We start from the raw sequence: 19,695 nt of genomic DNA, 5'->3' as shown, positions 1-19,695 counted from the left end.
GTGTTTAATCGCCTTCACTGTTTTCGATTTATCGCCCATAGTTTCATTTCTAGTTCAGGGAAATTCCCACTAACATGAATAGCTAAGCCCTTGGACTGCTGGAGCTCGTGCCAAAGTGAATCTTGCTTACTCAACTCGTAATAGCAAAATCCGCTGTGATAAGGAATTTCTTGTGGTACGTGTGATAGCAAATTAATCTGAATACCTGGTAAGGCGCTTTGTACCAATTGAAAGATTTTCTCGCCTGGGCCAATTTTCGTTTGCGCTGGGAAGTCCGCTCTTAAGCTTTCTTCTGGCATCTTTGCCGATACTGCCAAAATCAATACACCTGACTCCAACAACGATTTGTGGTTGAGCCTAGCAGCACGGATATTATTCTTAGGCGGCGATAACTCAATTTGAGTGGCAACTTGCTCAAGCACCACCGTAAAGGACGTTTCAATATCATCAAAAATGAAATTAAAACACTCGGTCAAATTATCGTGCTTGTATAAGGGGCTTTTTGCCGGCCTGCGGTTTCGTTTCATGAAGGTCGAGAGCTCACCGGCAACGGATACTAAGGCAGTATAAAGTGGATAAGGATGCATCGTCTGTAGTGTCAAAGTCTGCGCTAGCCAAGGTTCAAGACGATTAATCAGTTGTAGCAAGAGAAAGTCAGCATATTCGGTTACACCAGATGTGCTGCCAGTATCAGTAGCGCGCTCTGCAAGGGAGTCACCACGCGCGCTTAACATACCTGCTAGTTCCCTTAAAAAACGTGTGATTCTGTAGGAGGCTTGGGTATTTAAGACATTCCCAATAAAATCGTCATCAAGAACAATGCGCCCGCTTATTACTTCTTTCACTCTCGCTACTGCCAATTTCATATAGCCATCAGGAATTGGCGCGTCTTCGGTTTCAACCATTAAGGTGCTGCACACATCACCCACTTCGATATTGGAAAGCGCTGCATCAGAGCTTGTATTATCAGAAACTGCTACACTGTGCGCAGTAAAACGACCGACGCTATTGTTTTCATCTTCTGTGTTTAATTCATTGGTGTTCGTAATTCGATTAGGGAGCACAAGATAAACTATCGCATCAGTCACGCCGTCTTCCAGCTTCAATGCGCTCGGTAATCGGTTTTCTTGAGGTGCATTTAGCACAGTGCCGTCTTGAAATTGACAATCACACTTTTCAAGTGAGAACTGCCCAAAACCTAATTCAGCCTCAGCAATAATTAACTTTGAGAATCCCCACCAATAGCTTTGAACATGTGCAATTCGATGCTGCAGCTCGTTGAGAAGAAACCGCTCTTGTTGCTGAAAGTGCTGAGGCAAAATAAATGTGCCTTCCTTCCATAGTACTCTATGTGTCATATTAGTCTTGTGTCCTAGCAACGTGTTGCGGCAGCTATTGAAGTTTTTGCAAGCTCTATACAAATATCTTTTGACCAGCCACCTTCTATGTCAATCACTCGTTTGGCAATACCATCCTCTTTTTGAAAGGCTGCCAAAACACCCAAATATTTAGTATCCGCGTTCACTGTGAGTTCGTAAGTCAGATTGTTAGCTGGTGAGGCCAGTGTTCGGTCCATTTTGATTAACTCGGCGGCTAGCATCGCTTCATGGTTGTCCAATAAATCGGCTAGATTGGCCTGCTGAAATTTAGAGTCGTTTGTTAGCTGGAAAATTTGTAAAACGACTGGAGAGGGGCGACCATTTGGGTCCGGGTTCACATCTTGGCTGACGGTTAATTTTACTCTTATGTCGTAAGAATCTACCGTTAACAGTTCTGACACGGCAGCGCCAAATTGTGGATTGCTTGAGCATCCAGTCGCTAAACCTACAACAATACTCAAACCAACATAGATGAAAAAACGGTGTAACTTATCAACTTTGCTCACGATGCTAATCCTTGCCTGACAAATGTAAAATATGCTTGCTTATGAGTGCAGCGATGCTGCTTCTACAGGATGATTACATATATCCGCTCAAATTAGCACAATATCATCCGATCGAAAAGCTCACTGAATTGCCTAATAGTTGATTTTTTAGCTGTTTTGGTTGCATACTCAGACATTGTATTTATGAACTTTAGATACTGATATTCGATATAAATGATGTGAGTCGCTGTCTCGGAGTAAAAAAATAACGATGACTAACCCGGCGCATGGATAGCATTAAAGGACAAATCTGTGGAAATCGAACTTGCCTCATTGGTCGAGCCGTTAGATAACAACGCAAGCGGCGAAGACCCACAAAGCTTTATTGAATATGACGCCATATTGGCGCAAATTGAGACGCTTGAAGCGATTGAAAAAAAGCCAATCGACTGGAACAAACTCGCCATCCAATGTCATGAGTTTTTGTCAACTAAGAGCAAAGACCTGCGCGTTTCAAACTATCTTACTTATGCAGTATTCCATGAGACAGGTTTTTCGGGCTTAGCTGACGGCTTTTCACTATTGTCGGCACTAATAACAAGCGACTATGCTCCTTCGCTCTATCCGAATCGACGGAAAAAACCTGAAAAAGGCCGTGCCGCAACGTTTACATGGCTAGCTAGCATGCTTGAAAAACATTTTGAGATTGCACAAATAAGCCATATTGACCAACTTGAGTCTGCAGATGAGGCGATTGAAGCTTTCGAAAAGCTTGATGAGAAACTCAAAGACTACTTGGGAGAAAGCGCACCTTCGTTCAGTGAGTTGAAGACCACGCTAAGACGTTTCAAACAAACTATTGATGAACATCAAGAGCAAACTCAAGAACGTGAGGATGAAAATGAGTCTGAGCATGGCGATTCACCAGCGACGGAAAATGACACGCATGAAGCACAAGACAATCAGTCGTCCGGTCAGATAGCGAGCAAAGTATCTAATAGCAGTAATCTACAACAAGCGCCTAGCAACGAGACTCCAACAGCCACTAAAGTAACATCCAGCAGTGCTGCGATTCCTACAGCCGCCAGCGCCGCTTCTGCATCCCCTGCAGATATTAACAAAGCCTTATCAAGCGCAGGGAATGCCATTAAATCAGTTGCCGTTCTGCTAAAAGATACTCAAACTTATTCTGCTAATGCGTTTTTCTTGGCGAGAACTGCAAAATGGATGATGATTCAAGATGCACCAGCATCAGGCGTCTTAGATAGGCAGCCAAACGACCAAGTCATCACGACAATTGAACAACACCAAAGCAGCGGCAACTATGAACAATTGCTGAATATATGTGAATCCGAATTTAACAATGGTGCAATATTTTACTTAGCGCTGCATCGACATATCTACAATGCCTTGGTCGCGTTAGAGCAACAACATTGTGCCGACGTTGTATTAAGTACCACAATAAACTTCGTTAGCCGCTTTCCTGATATTGCCGATGTTACCTTTAAAAACGGTGAGCCCTTTGCCGATGCGTTGACCAAAGAGTGGTTGCAAAGCCAGATGGCGGGCAGCGGCGAGTCGGAAAATTCAAACGCCGCTTCCAATCTTAACGATGGCGCTTCTCCATGGATTGAAACGAAAAAACAAGCGAATAAGTTAGTGGGATCGGGGCAGTTAAAACAAGCCGTTGCGCTTTTTCAGCAAGGTTTAGGTACAGCAAATACTTTACGTGAAACAATTTTGTGGCAATATGAGCTATGTGCATTATTGTATAAGTCAGGAAAGGACGACTTGGCAATCATGCAACTTGAGCATATCCTGACACAATTAAATGAGAAATCGGCTGCCAACTGGATACCAGAATTGACAAAAGATGTACTCAAACTGACAATTATGAGTCACAAAAGGCTACAGCAAAAAAAGCAGTATGAGCCGCAAATGCTTGAAAAAGTAAATTGTCTTCAACGCTCCTTAGCGCTTATCTCGCCTCTGGAAGCATTTGAATTTATTGATTCTTAAACTTGACTTTGAAAGGACCCTGAAATGAGTAAAGAAACTTCTATCGCGCCCAAAGAGCGCGTCAATATTACCTATAAAGCATATACCGATGGAGCTTCGGAAGAGATTGAGTTGCCGAACAAGCTCTTAGTAGTAGGTGACTTCACCATGCGTGAAGAGGATGATGAAATTCAAGAGCGGGAAACGATTTCAGTGGACTCCAACAACTTCAATGATGTAATGGCTAAACAAAATCTTAAAATCGACATGGTTGTTGAAAATAAGCTTAGCGAAGATGACGATGATGATATCCCCATCTCGCTCGACGTTAAAAACATACGCGATTTCGAGCCTGAGAATGTAGTGAGAAGCGTGCCGGAGTTAAACAGTTTGTTGGAGCTACGTGATGCACTAACATTCTTGAAAGGTCCGCTCGGTAATATCCCTGCATTTAAAAAGCAATTGGAAAAACTGTTAGGCGATGACGCTACCCGAGAGAAGTTAATGGGTGAGCTTGGTATCGATAAGGAATAAGGGAAAGTCATGTCAGAACAAGAAAAGCAAACTCAAGCTCAAGAGACTAGCGTTGAAGAGGGCGGCTCATTATTAGACCAGATAATGGAGCAGGCCAATATCGCAAAGTCCGACGAATCATACGGTGTTGCGGCTAAAGGCGTACAGGCCTTTATGGCTGAAATGCTTAAAACGGATAAAAAAGATGAGCGTGTTCGAAAAGCGCTTATTGATGAGATGATTGCTGAGGTAGATAAAAAGCTTAGCGTGCAACTTGACGAAGTGCTGCACAACGAAAACTTCCAAAAGATGGAATCAGCCTGGCGTGGTCTTCACTTTTTAGTCAGTCGCACTAACTTCAAAGAAAATAACAAAATTCATATTTTGAACGCTTCAAAAGATGATTTGACGATTGATTTTGAAGATGCATCTGAATTGTCTGAATCGGGTTTTTATAAACAAGTTTATACCTCAGGCTACGGCACCTTTGGTGGTGAACCGTACAGCTCAATTATTGCAAACTATGAGTTTGATCACAGCTCACCAGACATTAACCTGATGAAGTCCTTGTCTGGTGTTGGCGCCATGGCACATGCTCCTGTTATTGCTGCGGCAAGTCCCAAGTTCTTTGGTACAGACGATATTCAAGAGCTATCTAATTTAAACGACATTGCTTCTATTTTCGAAGGGCCGCAGTATGCAAAATGGCGTTTACTTCGTGAGCAAGAAGATTCTCGATATTTAGGGCTGACCATGCCACGCTTCTTATTGCGCTTGCCTTACGACGAGAAAGAAAACCCAATCAAAGCATTCAACTACAATGAGTCAATTGAAGAAGATCATGACCGTTATTGCTGGGGTAATACGGCATTCGCATTAGCCACGCGACTGAATGAAAGCTTTGCTAACTATCGTTGGTGTCCAAATATCATTGGTCCACAAAGTGGCGGTTCGATGAGTGATTTGCATCTGCATCAGTATGAAAGCATGGGTCAGATAGAAACCAAGATACCCACAGAAGTGTTGATATCAGACCGACGTGAATTTGAATTGGCGGAGGCTGGCTTTATTCCACTAACCTTCCGCAAGGGCAGTGACAATGCTGCATTTTTCTCTGCAAATTCCATTCAAAAGCCAAAATCCTATGGGATCAGCAAAGAAGGCAAACAGGCTGAAACGAACTATAAGTTAGGTACACAGCTTCCCTACATGTATGTAGTTAACCGTTTGGCGCACTATATTAAAGTCTTGCAACGTGAAAATGTGGGTACCACAAAAGAGCGTTTGGATATCCAAGATGATTTGAATGTGTGGATTCGCCAATTTGTTGCTGACCAAGATGGCGCAAGTGCCGATGTGCGCGCACGCAGACCACTTCGCTCTGCATCCATTACAGTTGATGATGTTGAGGGTGAGCCTGGGTACTACAAAGTCGGCTTACAAGTACGCCCGCATTTTAAATATATGGGAGCAGATTTTACGCTGTCGCTTATTGGTAAGTTAGATAAGTAAATCATATGGCAAGGGTGCTGAAAAAAGAACAGTATCTTATGCAACGTGTCAGATTAGGCGCTGATGGCGAAAAGCACAGCGTCGAGTTTGATTATGATGCATATAAGGCCAGTGTGTTTCATCACCTTCAAGATATGTTTAACGTTCGTCAAGGTAGCAGTTTGTCCAATCCCGACTATGGCTTGCCTGATTTTAATGATTTAGACATGAAGCACGGTTTTAGTGTTGCTGTAAAAGAAATTATCAAGGCAATTAAAGAGAATATTGAAAAACATGAGTCAGGTTTATCGCGTGTGCGCGTAAAGTTTTTAAAAGACGATACTGCGCCACTCGATTTAAGATTCGAAATTGTGGGTGTGTTAGTGGTTGGTAAACGCTCAGAGCGCATTCGTTTCGAGACGAGAAAGTGCTCATCTGGCTACTTAGAAGTATTGTAAACGAATGGCTCACAATAAGTATTTCCAGGACGAGCTGAATTACCTTCGGGAATTAGGCGCTCAATTTGCTGAGCACAATCCCAGCCTCGCAAAGTTGCTTTCTGAAGAAGGGGATGACCCCGACGTAGAACGTTTGTTCGAAGGCTTCGCATTTTTAACCGGTCGCATCAGGCAAAAACTCGATGATGAACTACCGGAGATTTCACATTCCCTAATTGAACTGTTGTGGCCAAATTATTTGCGTCCAGTGCCCGCTATGAGCATATTGGAGTTTACGCCGCGTAAACACATTTTGTCTGAATGTGTAACCATAAAACGCGGAGCAAGAGTGCAGTCAGCCGAAGTAGACGGCACGCCATGTATTTTTCAAAGTTGTTATGACGTAGAAGTCTCACCCATAAGGCTTAGTGCGGCGCATACTAAAGATAAGACAAACGGCACCGAACTTCTTCTAGAGTTCACTGTGGAGCCTGGGGTTGATACCAAAGCAATTGGTTTAAACGATTTACGCCTCTTTTTACACGACAATCAGAAAATTCCGGTTGCTAATGCGCTTTATCTCTCTTTTTTCCGCTACTTAAACCATTTCGATATCCATATCAACTATGTTGATGGAAGCAAAGAAACGGTGAAAGGACTTGATAAACATGCGGTAAAGCAAGTTGGCTTCGATGATGATGAAAACTTGCTACCCAGTTCTGAAAAAGTGTTTTCAGGCTATCGATTGATACAGGAGTACTTTCAGTTTCAGAATAAATTCTTGTTTATCGATGTATGTGACATTGGGACTCACATACAAAAGGAAAAGGTGGAATCATTTAGTTTGCAATTTAATTTCAGCAAGCTGTTTACAAACAATATTAATCTTTCAAAAGAGCACTTTAAGCTTTTTTGCACGCCTATTGTGAATCTATTCGAATTTGATGCCACGCCTATCAGAAAAGACAACTTGCGCATTGAATATGTGTTGCGTCCAGAAACAAGAAACCAAAGCCATTACGAAATATTCTCAGTGAACGAAGTTGTGGGCAAACTGAAAGGCGCGACACAAAATAATATCTATGTCCCTTACGAGGAATTCGAGCATCACGATGAGGAGTATAGCGACGATGCACCTTGTTTTTACAAGATCCGTACTGTGCCTGCAACGGTAGGTGATGGTGTTGATCACTACATTTATTTGCATAATCCTCAACTTGAAGAGCAAGGCCTCAATCAAGAAACGATAAGTGCACAGTTAACGTGTAGCAATCGCCATTTAGCGACAACGCTGCAAACCGGACAAATTGCCTACGATACGGGCGACTCGCCCGATATCGTGACCTTTAAAAACATAACGAAAACAACAAACGCTTTACCGCCACCCTTTGAGAAATCACTGCATTGGCGTTTAATTTCAAATCTCGCACTTCAGTACAAGTCGTTAAATTCAGTCGAAGCCATCAGACTGCTGATTAAGTATTACGATTTTGCTGCCTTTGATAATCGGCAAAAGCAGCGCTCTAATCAGCAAATGTATGAAGGTATTGAGAATATCGATATTCAAAATTACGACCGTTTAATAAAAGGGGTACCGGTTACTGGTTTAAAAACAGTTTTGCGTTTACGAGAGAGTAAGTTTGGTGCAAAAGGTATTGTTGGGGAATCTAACATGTTCTTATTTGCATCGGTACTCAATCATTACTTTGCGCAGTACGCCAGAACCAATTCATTTCATGTGTTAGAAGTACACGCAATAGAGTCGGGTGAAATTTATCAATGGGACAGAGAGCAGGGCCTGAAAGCTCGGTTTTGATTAAAGAAGTGTTAAAGCAACCGCGCAAATATAGTTTTTTGCGCGTGGTTGAGGCCTTTTTGTCTGCTCAAAAATCACCACAGCAAAAAACGAATGAGCAAGCCCGTAGCTTTGACCAAAAGCGAATCGATCAAGACCTTTTGTTTAGGGCTAATCCCAGTATGGGCTTTCCATCATCCGACATCGACAGCATTAGTCAGTCTGAAAGCGGAAAACATGAGCTAGTAGTTAACTTTATGGGCCTGTATGGCCCATCATCTCCCTTACCGGATTTTTACACCCAAGCTATTATTGACGAGCAGCTGCAAGTTGATGTGCTTGAGCTGAGTACGTTTTATCTGAGCAGTTTGAAAGAACTGAATGCTTATCGAGAGAAACGTCTAGACATTGCGGCTTGTAAAAAGCGAGCGGTATCCGACAAGCAAAAGCTTGCAAGTAAAGCGCTCACAAAAATAGTGCTTAGCCCAAATCAATTGAGTCGAATATCGAATAATGAGCGCCCAGAACGCGTATTAACGTCACAACAGATTGAGGATGTACGCTATGGACGTGCGTTAATTGAGGTGCATCATGTTCCTCGCTCTAATCAGCGTGACTTTTTGGATGTGTTTAATCATCGGTTGATTTCCCTCTATTTGGATGCTGCCAATAAATATCATCCGCATCGCTACTTGTCCTCCAGAGGGGATTATATTCCCGATACCTTACTAAGTCTTATTGGCGCGCCCAGTGATAGCATTCGCAAGTCCTCTGCAATTAAATGGCGAAAGTTATTACCGTATGCCGGTCTTCTTTCTCTTCAGCAAGGCTCTGCACAAACCATTGAAAAAGTGATAGCGGGCTATTTTTCCTTACCCCTGCAAAGCGTAAAAGTTGAAGAACATGTGCTTCGAAGCGTGGTGATTTCAGAACAGCAGCGCTCTTTGGTAGGTTCACAGAGCTTTACGCTTGGCAGTGATATTGTTTGCGGTGGCAAAGTGTCGGACCGTATGAGTAAATTTAGACTGCATTTATTGGATTTGTCAATTGAACAATTTAACGAACTGCTTCCATTGAAAGACAAGCGAAGAGACAAGGCAACTGGCGCATTTTCGCGTTACCAGGAGCTCAAGAGTTTGTTGATTTTTGTAAAAGCGCCTGAGCAGTTGGCTGACGTGTGCCTACATTTACATGAAAAACAAAAGTTAAGTTTTAATTTAAATACAAAAACGCCAACCAGTTTAGGATTCTCTGGTTGGTTAAATCCACCCTCGAAAATGCCACGTTCAGTTGTGATTTAATTCTGTCGTCTCAAGCGACGCGAAACGGTGAGTAGGCTTGTGGAACAGATTAGCGTGTGGAACAAGTAATGGTATGGAACAAATAATAGTTAAGGAATAAACAACAATGGAAAAGATTAAACTAAAGGCCTTCGTTGGCAGGTTAAATGCCTCTTGCACCCAAGCATTAGAAGGTGCAGCCGGCCTGTGCGTAACTAACGCGAACTTTGAAATAAGTGTTGAGCACTTTCTGCTCAAGCTACTAGAGCAAACAGGTGATTTAGCGCTAATATTGGCGCATTTCGACGTTGACATCATCCAATTTGTCAAAGGTCTGCAGACTGCGGTTGAAAACGAAAAAAAAGGAAACAGCCAAAAACCGGTCTTTTCTAAAACCTTAGTTGGCTTGCTAGAAGATGCATGGTTGGTGGCTTCATTGGAGCAGAACACTGACAAGATACGTTCTGGCTCAATTGTCTTGGCTATTTTGGCTAATCCACGCCGCCATGGTCTTTCCACTTACATTGATAATATCGACAATATCGCTTACGACGATTTAAAGCGTCAATTTGCCAATATTGTCGCTGATTCGAACGAGAATACCCAGCAAGGCACACAAAGCGCCCCATCAGCTGCCGGAAGCGACATTGTCACCGCCTCCAATGAAGCGTTAGAAAAATATTGCGTGAACTTCACTCAGCAAGCCCGTGATGGAAAGATTGATCCTGTGTTTTGCCGCGACGCAGAAATACGGCAGATGGTTGACATACTCGCTCGCCGTCGCAAAAACAACCCCATATGCGTAGGCGAAGCCGGTGTGGGTAAAACGTCGGTGATTGAGGGCTTAGCGCTTAAAATTGTTGAGGGTGATGTTCCGTCGGTCATCAAAGACGTTGATATTTATTGCTTAGACCTCAGTTTGCTGCAAGCTGGCGCTTCTGTTAAAGGAGAGTTTGAGAACCGCTTGAAGGGCGTCATTGAAAGCGTCAAACAATCTGAAAAGCCGATAATCTTGTTTATTGATGAAGCTCACACCATGATTGGTGCCGGTGGCTCAGCGGGTAGTGGTGATGCGGCTAACATTCTTAAACCTGCGCTTGCCAGAGGTGAGCTACGCACCATTGCCGCGACCACCTGGTCAGAATACAAAAAGTATTTTGAAAAAGACCCTGCCTTGTCTCGACGCTTTCAATTGGTCAAGCTTGATGAACCCACTCCGGCAGAAGCTGCCACCATTATCCGAGGTTTAAGCAGCATTTATGAAAAAACGCATGGGGTGTACATCCGCGACGATGCGGTTATTGCTGCAGCGCAGATGTCTGCTCGCTATATTAATGGCCGACAGCTCCCCGATAAAGCGGTTGACGTGCTTGATACCGCCGCTGCGCGGGTGAAAATCAGCATTGGTTCAAAGCCTGACGTGATTGACAACCTAGAGCGTGATATTAAAACGCTGGAGCGAGAATACACGGCAATTGAACGGGATGTTAAGTCGGATATTGTGGAAGAGGGCGAGCAGTTAGAAGAATTGACTGTAAAAATTAATGACCTAAGAGATGAGCTTGATGAGCGCAGCCAAAAGTGGGAGCAAGAAACGGAACTTGCGAGCAAAATTATCGCACTGCGCAAACAGATCGCCGCAGGTATGTCGTCAGATTCAGAAAACGAAGAAAGTATCGAAGGCGCGCAAGACCCAGGCGATTCAGAAGCATCACATAGCGATGCGCAAGCAAGTCAAAGTGAGAGCGAACTTAAGGCAAAACTGGCAACATTGAAAATTGAGCTAGAGGAGGTTCAGGGAGATGAGCCACTTGTGCATTATGAGGTTTCACCCAAGGTCGTTGGTGAAGTTATATCAAACTGGACAGGGATACCCGTTGGTAAGATGGTGAAGGACGAAGCAGCTGCAGTGCTCACCTTTAAAGAAGAGCTAGGTAAAAGAATCAAGGGCCAAGATCATGCAGTTGCGGCCATAGACAAAGGCATGCGAGCGGCAAAAGCAGGTATAAACAACCCTGACACTCCCATGGGAGTATTTTTGTTTGTTGGGCCAAGCGGCGTTGGCAAAACTGAAACGTGTATCGGTGTCGCCGATCTTTTGTTTGGAGGGGAACGGTATCTTACCTCCGTTAATATGTCTGAGTTTCAAGAAAAGCATTCGGTGTCGCGCTTGATAGGCTCGCCTCCAGGTTATGTTGGCTTTGGTGAAGGGGGAATGCTGACTGAAGCCGTGCGCCAGAAGCCCTATTCAGTCGTGTTGCTCGACGAAGTTGAAAAAGCAGATTTAGAAGTCCTCAATTTGTTTTATCAAGTATTTGACAAAGGCGTGCTGTCTGATGGGGAAGGGCAGTTGGTAGACTTTAAAAATACCATTATGTTTCTGACCAGTAATCTTGCTACCGATATTATCACTCAGATGTGTGTAAACAGCGATACGTTGCCAAGCGTGGAAGAAATAAGTGACGCTATCCGCCCTGTCCTAAGCGCACATTTTAAACCAGCGCTGCTGGCTCGGATGCAGATTGTGCCCTTCTATCCGCTTGGAAGTGATGTGATGGCCGACATCGTTAAACTTAAACTAGGCAAAGTAAAAGCGCGTTTAGCGCAAAGCCAAAAACTCGAATTGGTGTATGGAGACGACGTACTGGATGCAGTTGCATCTCGGTGTACAGAAGTCGAATCTGGCGCACGAAACGTCGACCACATACTCAATGGTTCGTTGCTGCCTAAATTGGCCAGTGATATCTTAGAAAATCTAAGCGATGACCACGAATTTACCAAGCTTAACCTGACAATGGATGAAGCAGGCCATTTTGAGACGCGGTTCTCATAGGGCTAAACTCAAGTGAAGGGATAGGATATGAATGGACTGAACAATCCGCTCGCGGTGCTAGAAGATGTGCTCAATGTTAGCCAAGTAATTGCGCGAGAGCACAATTTAAATCACCAGCTTAATGCTATTGCGCAGGCTGCCAGTAAAATGGCCGCAGCGCAAGCCTGTTGCATTTATTTACTTGATAAGACACAACGTTTCTTGGTGCCAACTATCAAACAAGGAAAGCTACTTGAGAGCAATAATATTAAGCTTGATAAGATTGCCCTATCATCTGCTGCTGGCTCGCGTTTAAGCGAGATAAGTGCCTACAGCGCCATGACCGGTCAGTTAGTGAATATTGCTGACATATATAGTTACTCTGGCTTTGATTTTCATGCGTTTTACCAAAATGATAAGCTAAGCGGTTTGCACACGCAGTCAATTTTATGTGTGCCACTCACTGACCGAGAAGGCCTAAGCACTGGTGTTATGATGATGTTCAATCACCTTAACCCCTCAAACCAAAAGGTGAGTCCTTTTCCTAATGATCTTGAAAACCTAGTCAAAGGGTTTGCGGCCATCGCGGCTATTTCAATCGCAAACTCGCAGTTAATTAATGAAAACCACTCTTTGCTTAAGCAGCAAGAAGCGCTCAATGAATCGTTAATCATCGAAAACAAAGAACTTAAAGGGCGTATCTATAAAAGTCTTCAACTCGATCAGATTATTGGTCGAAGCCAAGCGATGGAGGCGGTATTCAGCCTTATCGAAAAGGTAGCCAGCTCTACCGCAACCGTATTCTTAAATGGTGAAACAGGCACTGGTAAGGAGCTATTTGCCGCCACTATTCATCATAACAGCCCTGTGAGAGACGGAAAATTTGTTGCGCAAAACTGCGCCGCCTTTCCGCCCGACTTGCTAGAGAGTGAAATGTTTGGTTATAAAAAAGGTGCATTTAGTGGTGCAACTGAAAGCAAACGTGGCCTATTTGAAGAGGCGCACAAAGGCACGCTTTTCCTCGATGAAATTGGCGAGATGCCAATGGAGTTACAATCAAAAATTTTGCGGGTACTGCAAGAGGGCGAATTAAGGCCGCTGGGCAGTACTGAGAGCATCAAAGTACAAGTGAGAATAATTGCCGCCACCAATAGAGATTTGGCAGAGATGGTCAGAGAGGGCACGTTCCGAGAGGACTTATACTATCGTCTCAATGTGTTCCCCATCTTACTTCCTGCACTGAGAGAAAGAAGTGCAGATATTCCCGCGTTGGTGCAGTATTTTGTCAACAAATACAATAAACAGTATGGGAAAACGATACAACGAGTAGAACCGAATGTGATGGACTTTCTGCAAACCTATGCCTTTCCTGGCAATGTGCGAGAGCTTCAAAACATTGTTGAGCGCGCGGTCATACTCGCAGGTGAGCAATCAAGCCTGAGTTTTGAATGTTTGCCTCAAGAGTTAAAACATGGTTCAGCGCCTGAGTCGACACAAGTGCAGCAAAACCATACTGGGGTGAAGCTCAAAGAAGCCGTTGCCACCTTCGAATCCAATTTGTTGAAGCAATGCCTTCAAGACAATAAGGGCAATCAGACAGCAACTGCTCAGCAGTTAGGCCTGTCTCGAAGGGCTCTGGTGGACAAGCTCGCAAAATACAATTTGCGCAGAGTAGATACAGATGCATACTAGCAACACGAAAATATGTAAAACTGCGCAGATTTATGCTCACTTGAGCAATTTTTCGTCAACGAGTTTCTGCACATAAGTATTTTCAACACATGTTCCATTCTCTAAGGTAATGCATAAATTCTTGATATTTAACGGTATATTCAATATTTCATTTTTTGGCATATTTAATGAATAGTAGAGAGGGTAGTACAAATTTTATACTCTAACTATTCAAGGAAAAGAAAATGCCTACAGTTGCATATATCTCAATCGAAGGAACCAAGTCGGGCAATATTACCGAAGGTGCTAATACCGTAGAGTCAATGGGTAATGCTTATCAGGCAGACCATGAGTCTGAAGCTACAGTACAAGCGTTCGAGCATCAGGTAGTTATTCCTCGTGATCCTCAAAGCGGTCAACCTAGTGGCCAGCGTGTCCATCATCCGTTCAAAATTACGAAAGTGTATGACAAGTCATCCCCCAAGCTGTTTGATGCTTTGTGTTCAGGTGAGCGATTAAGCAAGGTAGTTTTGAAGTGGTATCGAACGTCAATGACCGGTACGCAAGAACACTACTTTACGCATGAGCTTGAAGATGCTGTGATTGTAAACATCGACTCTTTAATGCCCAATGCTCAAGACCCAGCTATGGCGAATTTTTCGCACATGGAAGAAGTATCGATGACCTATCGTCGTATTTCTTGGACGCATGAAGTAGCAGGGACGACCGGCTCTGACGATTGGCGAGCGCCGCGCGCTTAAATTGGCTGACTAGTTGTTATTCATTTGAGTGACACATGTTAAGCCTCAGAATAATGAAAAATCGCGCTAGATGTAATACGCGATTTTTTGTTATTCCAAACAAGAGATTGACACAACCACATAAAAACAATTCCTTGCAACTAATTAAAAATACATGGCGTAACGCTTATTAAGATTTGGTTTTGATCATTATTGCAAACAGCACACTAATACCGCGAATACGAGGGCCATACCATGAAGACAGTATCTGAAAAGCTAAGTAAAATACTCTGGTTAATTAATAGTAGCGATGAAATTCTTGTTGGGAACGCACCTATGACGGGTGAGCCAAAAATACAGCTAGATACTCAACTGGTGGATATTAAGTGCGCGGATAAAAATGGCGCAAAGACCGTTTCGTTTTCCTTCGATGCGATTGAAAAAGCGGTAGCCAAAGGCCGTGCATACGTGATTAAAAACTGTGCGGGCAAAGCGAATAAATTAACATTCTGTTAAGCACGCTTCGTTAGGCAATATAAAGCGTAAAGCGTCAGGCTGGCAAGAGACTGTAGTCAATACAGATTCGGAGTATTAAGCATCCAATTTGCAAGGTGTCTAACTTCACTCATACGATTCACGTTTATTCTTTAAGATCTCTCACGGAGATACTCGCCTCCTCCCATTTTTTCTAAGCATTATGGTTAGGTTTTGCGCGCCAAGCATAAGATGTTCTCCACTTTTACTTAAGCCCTCAAGCTGTGCGACTGTGCGAGTAACATACTAGCCTTTACATCGCTTTTAAATTGCGCGATTTTCTGCTCACCTGCGCAGTTTTTCGTTGACGGAAATGTGCGCAGTTCGCGACGAAACCTTATATTAAAGAAATCGAAGCATGCTTAGTTATTGATTTATATGGAAATTGGTGTTCATCTGGAGGTTGGCACACTATGTGAATAGCCTATCATTAACAACATCCACGTTGGTCGAAATGAAGCTAAAAGCCTCGCTTCGTCGATGTGCACATTTCATGCTTACAACCGTTTTTAAAGGAGCACTAAGATGCCTACAGTTGCATATATCTCAATCGAAGGAACCAAGTCGGGCAATATTACCGAAGGCGCAAATACCGTTGAATCAATGGGTAATGCCTATCAGTCTGACCACGAGTCAGAATCTACTGTACAGGCTTTTGAGCACCAAGTGATTATTCCTCGAGACCCGCAAAGTGGCCAACCAAGCGGTCAGCGTGTTCACCAACCATTTAAAATCACTAAGGTGTACGATAAGTCTTCACCAAAGTTATTTGATGCCTTGTGTTCAGGTGAGCGCTTAAGCAAAGTAGTACTTAAATGGTATCGCACCTCTATGACCGGTGTGCAAGAGCATTACTTCACGCATGAGTTAGAAGATGCAGTCATTGTCAACATCGATTCCATCATGCCTAACGCACAAGATCCAGCCATGGCGCACTTCTCGCACATGGAAGAAGTATCGATGACCTACCGTCGTATTACTTGGACGCATGAAGTGGCCGGTACCACTGGCTCTGACGACTGGCGTGCGCCTCGCGTTTAGTGATTGCGAAGAAAGAAGAGATTCAATCGTCGCCTTAGGAAGGCTCAACGCCGCGCTGAATTTATTCAGCGCGGCTTTTGTCGCTTTTTGAAAGAACATAGATTAAAAGTATTCCAGATACGGACTTCAATTTTTTATGTATACGAGCGGAACGAATAAAACGATATTTTGTGCATAAAAATATGCAGTATCCATGCATGATTTGGATGCATTGCACGGTCGATGCACACCGATGAAGATGTAAGATAAAAAGGTCGGGAGTGCTGTTTTATGCTTGATGTATTTGCTTAGCAGCGCAGCACAAGGGAGAGAAAAATGAGCTTTGGATCAAATGAAGAATTTATGTTCTTCGAAGTGACGGACCCTATCGATTTTAAAGTCGCGAGTTTGAGCGGCACAGAGGGCATGTCCATGCTCTACCATTTTGACCTTGAAGTGCTATCTGAAGACGCCGATATCGCATTTGACGACATGATTGGTAAAGCATGCGTTATTACTATCCAAGGCAATCATCATACAGAGGAGGCGGGTGCATTTTCAGAGGCCAGTTTAAAAGACCGTTTTATTCATGGCGTAATTTCTGATTTTGTTATTCAAGACGAAGGTGAGAAGTTCACGAGTTATAACGTAAACGTGGTGCCTAAAATTTGGCCCATGAAGCATCGAGTCAATAGCCGCATATTCCAAAAACAATCCATACACGACATTGTAAAAACTCTGCTTGATGAGCTTGGTCTAGAGGGCGATGAATATCGCTGGGATTGCCGAGGAAATTTTGCTCCCATTGAATACTGCGTTCAGTACCTCGAGTCTGAATTTGATTTCATTAGTCGATTGTTAGAAGAGGAAGGTATTTTTTACTTTTTTGAACATCAAAATGACAAGCATGTATTGGTATTTTCAAATGACTCATCATCCTGTAAGCCCATTGAAGACGAAGATCCGCTTACTTACATCTCAGATGTAAAAGGCATGGTGTCGAATCAGCATATTACTAAGTTTTTTACTAAAAAATCACTTACACCGGGCAAAGTAACCTATAAAGACTACAACTTTCTTAAACCCACTTTAAAGCTCGAGTTTGAAAGCAATGATGAAAAAAGTCTGCCTCAAGAGCGCGAGCGAGAGGTTTTTCAATACGGTTATTTTGACGAAAAAGGTCGTGGTGAGCACCTCGCTAATGTGCGATTAGAGTCGCTTGCCACATTTAAAGAACTTGGACGAGGGACCTGCAATATAAATCGTCTGTGTCCTGGGTTTCTGATTGAGATAGACGACCAACGACGAGGAAATTACAGCGGCGAATATCTAGTGACCCAAGTCAACCATGAGGGTACTCAGCAGCAGGCGTATCAACAGTATGCAAATGCCGAAGGCAGTCGATACAATAATCATTTTGAATGTATACCGGCTCAAACAGTTTATCGCCCCTCAATAGTGACAAAGCGACCAACAGTGCACGGCGCACAAACGGCGATTGTATCAGGGCCAAAGGGTGAAGAAATCTACACTGATGACCAAGGCCGCGTTAAGGTGCAATTTCACTGGGATCGCTACGGCAAGTCTGATGAGCAGAGCTCTTGCTGGGTCCGCGTGAGTCAAATGTGGGCGGGCCAGGGCTATGGTGGCTTTTCGCTACCGAGAATTGGTCAAGAGGTGATTGTTGATTTCATCAATGGCAACCCTGATGATCCAATTATTACGGGCCGTGTGCATCACGCAGACAATCGAAGCCCATACCGCTTGCCAGCCAAAAAAACAATCACCACCTTTAAAACCCAGTCGACTGTTGGAGGCGAAGGTTTTAACGAGTTGCGCTTTGATGATGAAAAAGGCAATGAACAAATATTTGTGCATGCCGAGCGTAATAAAGACGCCCGTATTAAAAATGACCAGTTTGAGTTTGTGGGTAATGATGATCACCAAAAGGTCATTAACGACCAGTACTTAGAAGTGGGGAACGATAAACACGAAGTTGTTAAAAACGATTCCTTTAAGCAAGTGACCGGCGAGACTCACAATAGCTTCGACGCCGACTTTATCCAAACCACCAAAGGCAACGAACACTACGATATAAGTGGTGACAGAATGACGGGGCTTAAAGGCTCTGACAATCTAAAATCTGACATGGATATTAAGCTAGATACTGGCATGAACTACGGGCTTAAGACCGGCGCAAAAGTGGATATGAAAGCGGGTGCAACCATTAATATTGAGGGCGCTAGCGTCAATCTCAAAGCGGGTGGCAGCTTTATCAATATTACTCCCAGCGGCATCTATATTAAAGGCCCTACAGTAATGCTCAACAGCGGCGGCTCAGCTGCCTCAGCCTCGCCATCAAAACCCGGTGCTCCTGCAACTGCTACATTACCAAAAGCGCCAGCAGAGGCTGATAAAGCGGAAGCGGGTAAGGTGGAAAGCACACAAGATAATTCAATGCCGATTAAACCTTCGTCGTACGGTCCTCAGGCGCGTGCCGTAAAAGCGTCATCTAGAGCCGGCGCTCCTTTCTGCGAGCAATGCGATGCGGCAAAATAGAATGCTTTCAGACGATCAAATGCAGACGGTCAAAAATGCTTTGTTCACAGATGATTCTTTACATATATATGCGGTGGTTGATGGTGCCGCTTGCCCCGAGTTACGCTTCCAAATTCATGAATTTAAGCCACAAAGTACATGTTTATGGAGCGGGAAATTAGCACCGGATATCGAAGAGGTGGCTCCTTACTTGGTATTACTCGAACGAGATTCGGAGTTGACTGATTGGATGCTAAAAAATGGGTGTGCTAATTTTTGGAATATCTTTGTTGCGTCGAGCTTGGTTCTCAAAGACATGAGGAAGCAGATAAGAAAGCTCTTGTTAGTCAGATCGCCATCTGGTAAATCCATGGTCTTTCGATTTTTTGATCCAAGAGTATTGGAAACCTTTTTGCCGCTATGTGATGAGGCACAATTGCAGATGTTTTTTTCCGGTATACAGAAAGTTTTAGCAGTGTCTGAACATTCGCCAACGCTAATAGAAAGCAAAATGAAAACAGTAGATAAGGTTAATCGCCTTCATCAAGTATCAATCAATATCTAGATTTAAGGTGGTGAGTGTTTAACCTAGCTAAATGAGAATATTAGGACCGATTGCACCGGAGGAAGGGCGTGTTAGAAATTACAGAAGAACAGATTACTGCATTTAAAGCCAAATCTGTTTCCCGCTTTGAAGCAAAAATGAAGGTTTATCTGACGAAAACTTTTCCTGACTGGTCGTTGGAGAAAACACCGAATCAATTACATTCATTTATCATTTGTGGCATAGACATAGCCAAGGGATACAATTTGTTCTCTGAGAAATCTGTATGTAAGTTTATTGGAATAACCGTCATTTTAGGGCAAGACTTCGATTCGAAGCCTGAGTATCTATGGGCAAAAGAAATACTAGAAAACCCAGAAAAATTAGATGAAGCAATAGTAATTGACAAATTATGTTCAGCGGTAGTCCAAGACTTAAATCAAAAGGAAACGTAAGCG

General features: G+C 43.4%; 16 protein-coding genes. 14 read left to right on the top strand and 2 right to left on the bottom strand.

The window, feature by feature from the left end; all coding sequences use genetic code 11:
• Positions 1-14: 14 nt before the first annotated feature.
• Positions 15-1,358: a type VI secretion system baseplate subunit TssK gene (tssK, locus tag PN836_RS05820; RefSeq protein WP_395344309.1), complete on the bottom strand. Its 1,344-nt coding sequence runs from the start codon at positions 1,356-1,358 to the stop codon at positions 15-17.
• 14 nt (positions 1,359-1,372) lie between these two features.
• A complete protein-coding gene (gene tssJ, locus PN836_RS05815) occupies positions 1,373-1,885 on the bottom strand; it encodes a type VI secretion system lipoprotein TssJ (protein ID WP_395344308.1) in 513 nt (170 codons plus the stop codon).
• 291 nt (positions 1,886-2,176) lie between these two features.
• Here tssJ and tssA point away from each other — a divergent pair, with 291 nt between their 5' ends.
• The 14 genes from tssA to PN836_RS05745 all read left to right on the top strand — a co-directional run bounded on the left by tssA (position 2,177) and on the right by PN836_RS05745 (position 19,692).
• The gene (gene tssA / locus PN836_RS05810; RefSeq protein WP_395344307.1) at positions 2,177-3,883 is read left to right on the top strand and encodes a type VI secretion system protein TssA; all 1,707 of its coding nucleotides are present in this window, start codon (positions 2,177-2,179) and stop codon (positions 3,881-3,883) included.
• A 24-nt stretch (positions 3,884-3,907) separates the two neighbouring features.
• Positions 3,908-4,396, top strand: a complete 489-nt coding sequence (gene tssB, locus PN836_RS05805) for a type VI secretion system contractile sheath small subunit (RefSeq protein ID WP_395344306.1) — start codon at positions 3,908-3,910, stop codon at positions 4,394-4,396.
• A gap of 9 nt (positions 4,397-4,405) precedes the next feature.
• A complete protein-coding gene (gene tssC, locus PN836_RS05800) occupies positions 4,406-5,887 on the top strand; it encodes a type VI secretion system contractile sheath large subunit (protein ID WP_395344305.1) in 1,482 nt (493 codons plus the stop codon).
• 38 nt (positions 5,888-5,925) lie between these two features.
• Positions 5,926-6,324, top strand: coding sequence for a type VI secretion system baseplate subunit TssE (gene tssE / locus PN836_RS05795; protein WP_395344304.1), 399 nt, complete (start codon positions 5,926-5,928; stop codon positions 6,322-6,324).
• Positions 6,325-6,328: 4 nt separating this feature from the next.
• Complete coding sequence (gene tssF, locus PN836_RS05790; protein ID WP_395344303.1) at positions 6,329-8,119, top strand: type VI secretion system baseplate subunit TssF; 1,791 nt, start codon at positions 6,329-6,331, stop codon at positions 8,117-8,119.
• A complete protein-coding gene (locus PN836_RS05785; protein ID WP_395344302.1) occupies positions 8,083-9,399 on the top strand; it encodes a type VI secretion system baseplate subunit TssG in 1,317 nt (438 codons plus the stop codon). Before tssF ends, PN836_RS05785 begins: the two co-directional genes overlap by 37 nt.
• 106 nt (positions 9,400-9,505) lie before the next feature.
• Positions 9,506-12,211: a type VI secretion system ATPase TssH gene (tssH, locus tag PN836_RS05780; RefSeq protein WP_395344301.1), complete on the top strand. Its 2,706-nt coding sequence runs from the start codon at positions 9,506-9,508 to the stop codon at positions 12,209-12,211.
• A gap of 27 nt (positions 12,212-12,238) precedes the next feature.
• Complete coding sequence (locus PN836_RS05775; protein WP_395344300.1) at positions 12,239-13,882, top strand: sigma-54 interaction domain-containing protein; 1,644 nt, start codon at positions 12,239-12,241, stop codon at positions 13,880-13,882.
• 224 nt (positions 13,883-14,106) lie between these two features.
• On the top strand, positions 14,107-14,622 hold the full coding sequence (locus PN836_RS05770; RefSeq protein WP_395344299.1) for an Hcp family type VI secretion system effector: 516 nt from the start codon (positions 14,107-14,109) through the stop codon (positions 14,620-14,622).
• Positions 14,623-14,856: 234 nt separating this feature from the next.
• The gene (locus PN836_RS05765) at positions 14,857-15,117 is read left to right on the top strand and encodes a hypothetical protein (RefSeq protein ID WP_395344298.1); all 261 of its coding nucleotides are present in this window, start codon (positions 14,857-14,859) and stop codon (positions 15,115-15,117) included.
• Positions 15,118-15,660: 543 nt separating this feature from the next.
• Positions 15,661-16,176 (top strand): Hcp family type VI secretion system effector, encoded by a 516-nt coding sequence (locus PN836_RS05760; RefSeq protein ID WP_395344297.1) that lies wholly within the window; start codon positions 15,661-15,663, stop codon positions 16,174-16,176.
• Positions 16,177-16,491: 315 nt separating this feature from the next.
• Complete coding sequence (locus tag PN836_RS05755; protein WP_395344296.1) at positions 16,492-18,714, top strand: type VI secretion system Vgr family protein; 2,223 nt, start codon at positions 16,492-16,494, stop codon at positions 18,712-18,714.
• Position 18,715: 1 nt separating this feature from the next.
• Complete coding sequence (locus PN836_RS05750) at positions 18,716-19,258, top strand: DUF4123 domain-containing protein (RefSeq protein ID WP_395344295.1); 543 nt, start codon at positions 18,716-18,718, stop codon at positions 19,256-19,258.
• 68 nt (positions 19,259-19,326) lie between these two features.
• The gene (locus PN836_RS05745; RefSeq protein WP_395344294.1) at positions 19,327-19,692 is read left to right on the top strand and encodes a hypothetical protein; all 366 of its coding nucleotides are present in this window, start codon (positions 19,327-19,329) and stop codon (positions 19,690-19,692) included.
• The last annotated feature ends 3 nt before the right edge of the window (positions 19,693-19,695 follow it).

Source organism: Ningiella algicola (assembly GCF_028401415.2).
GTDB lineage: Bacteria > Pseudomonadota > Gammaproteobacteria > Enterobacterales > Alteromonadaceae > Glaciecola.
The sequence above is the reverse complement of the archived record's forward strand: the minus strand, read 5'-3'. Positions and strand labels throughout refer to the sequence as shown.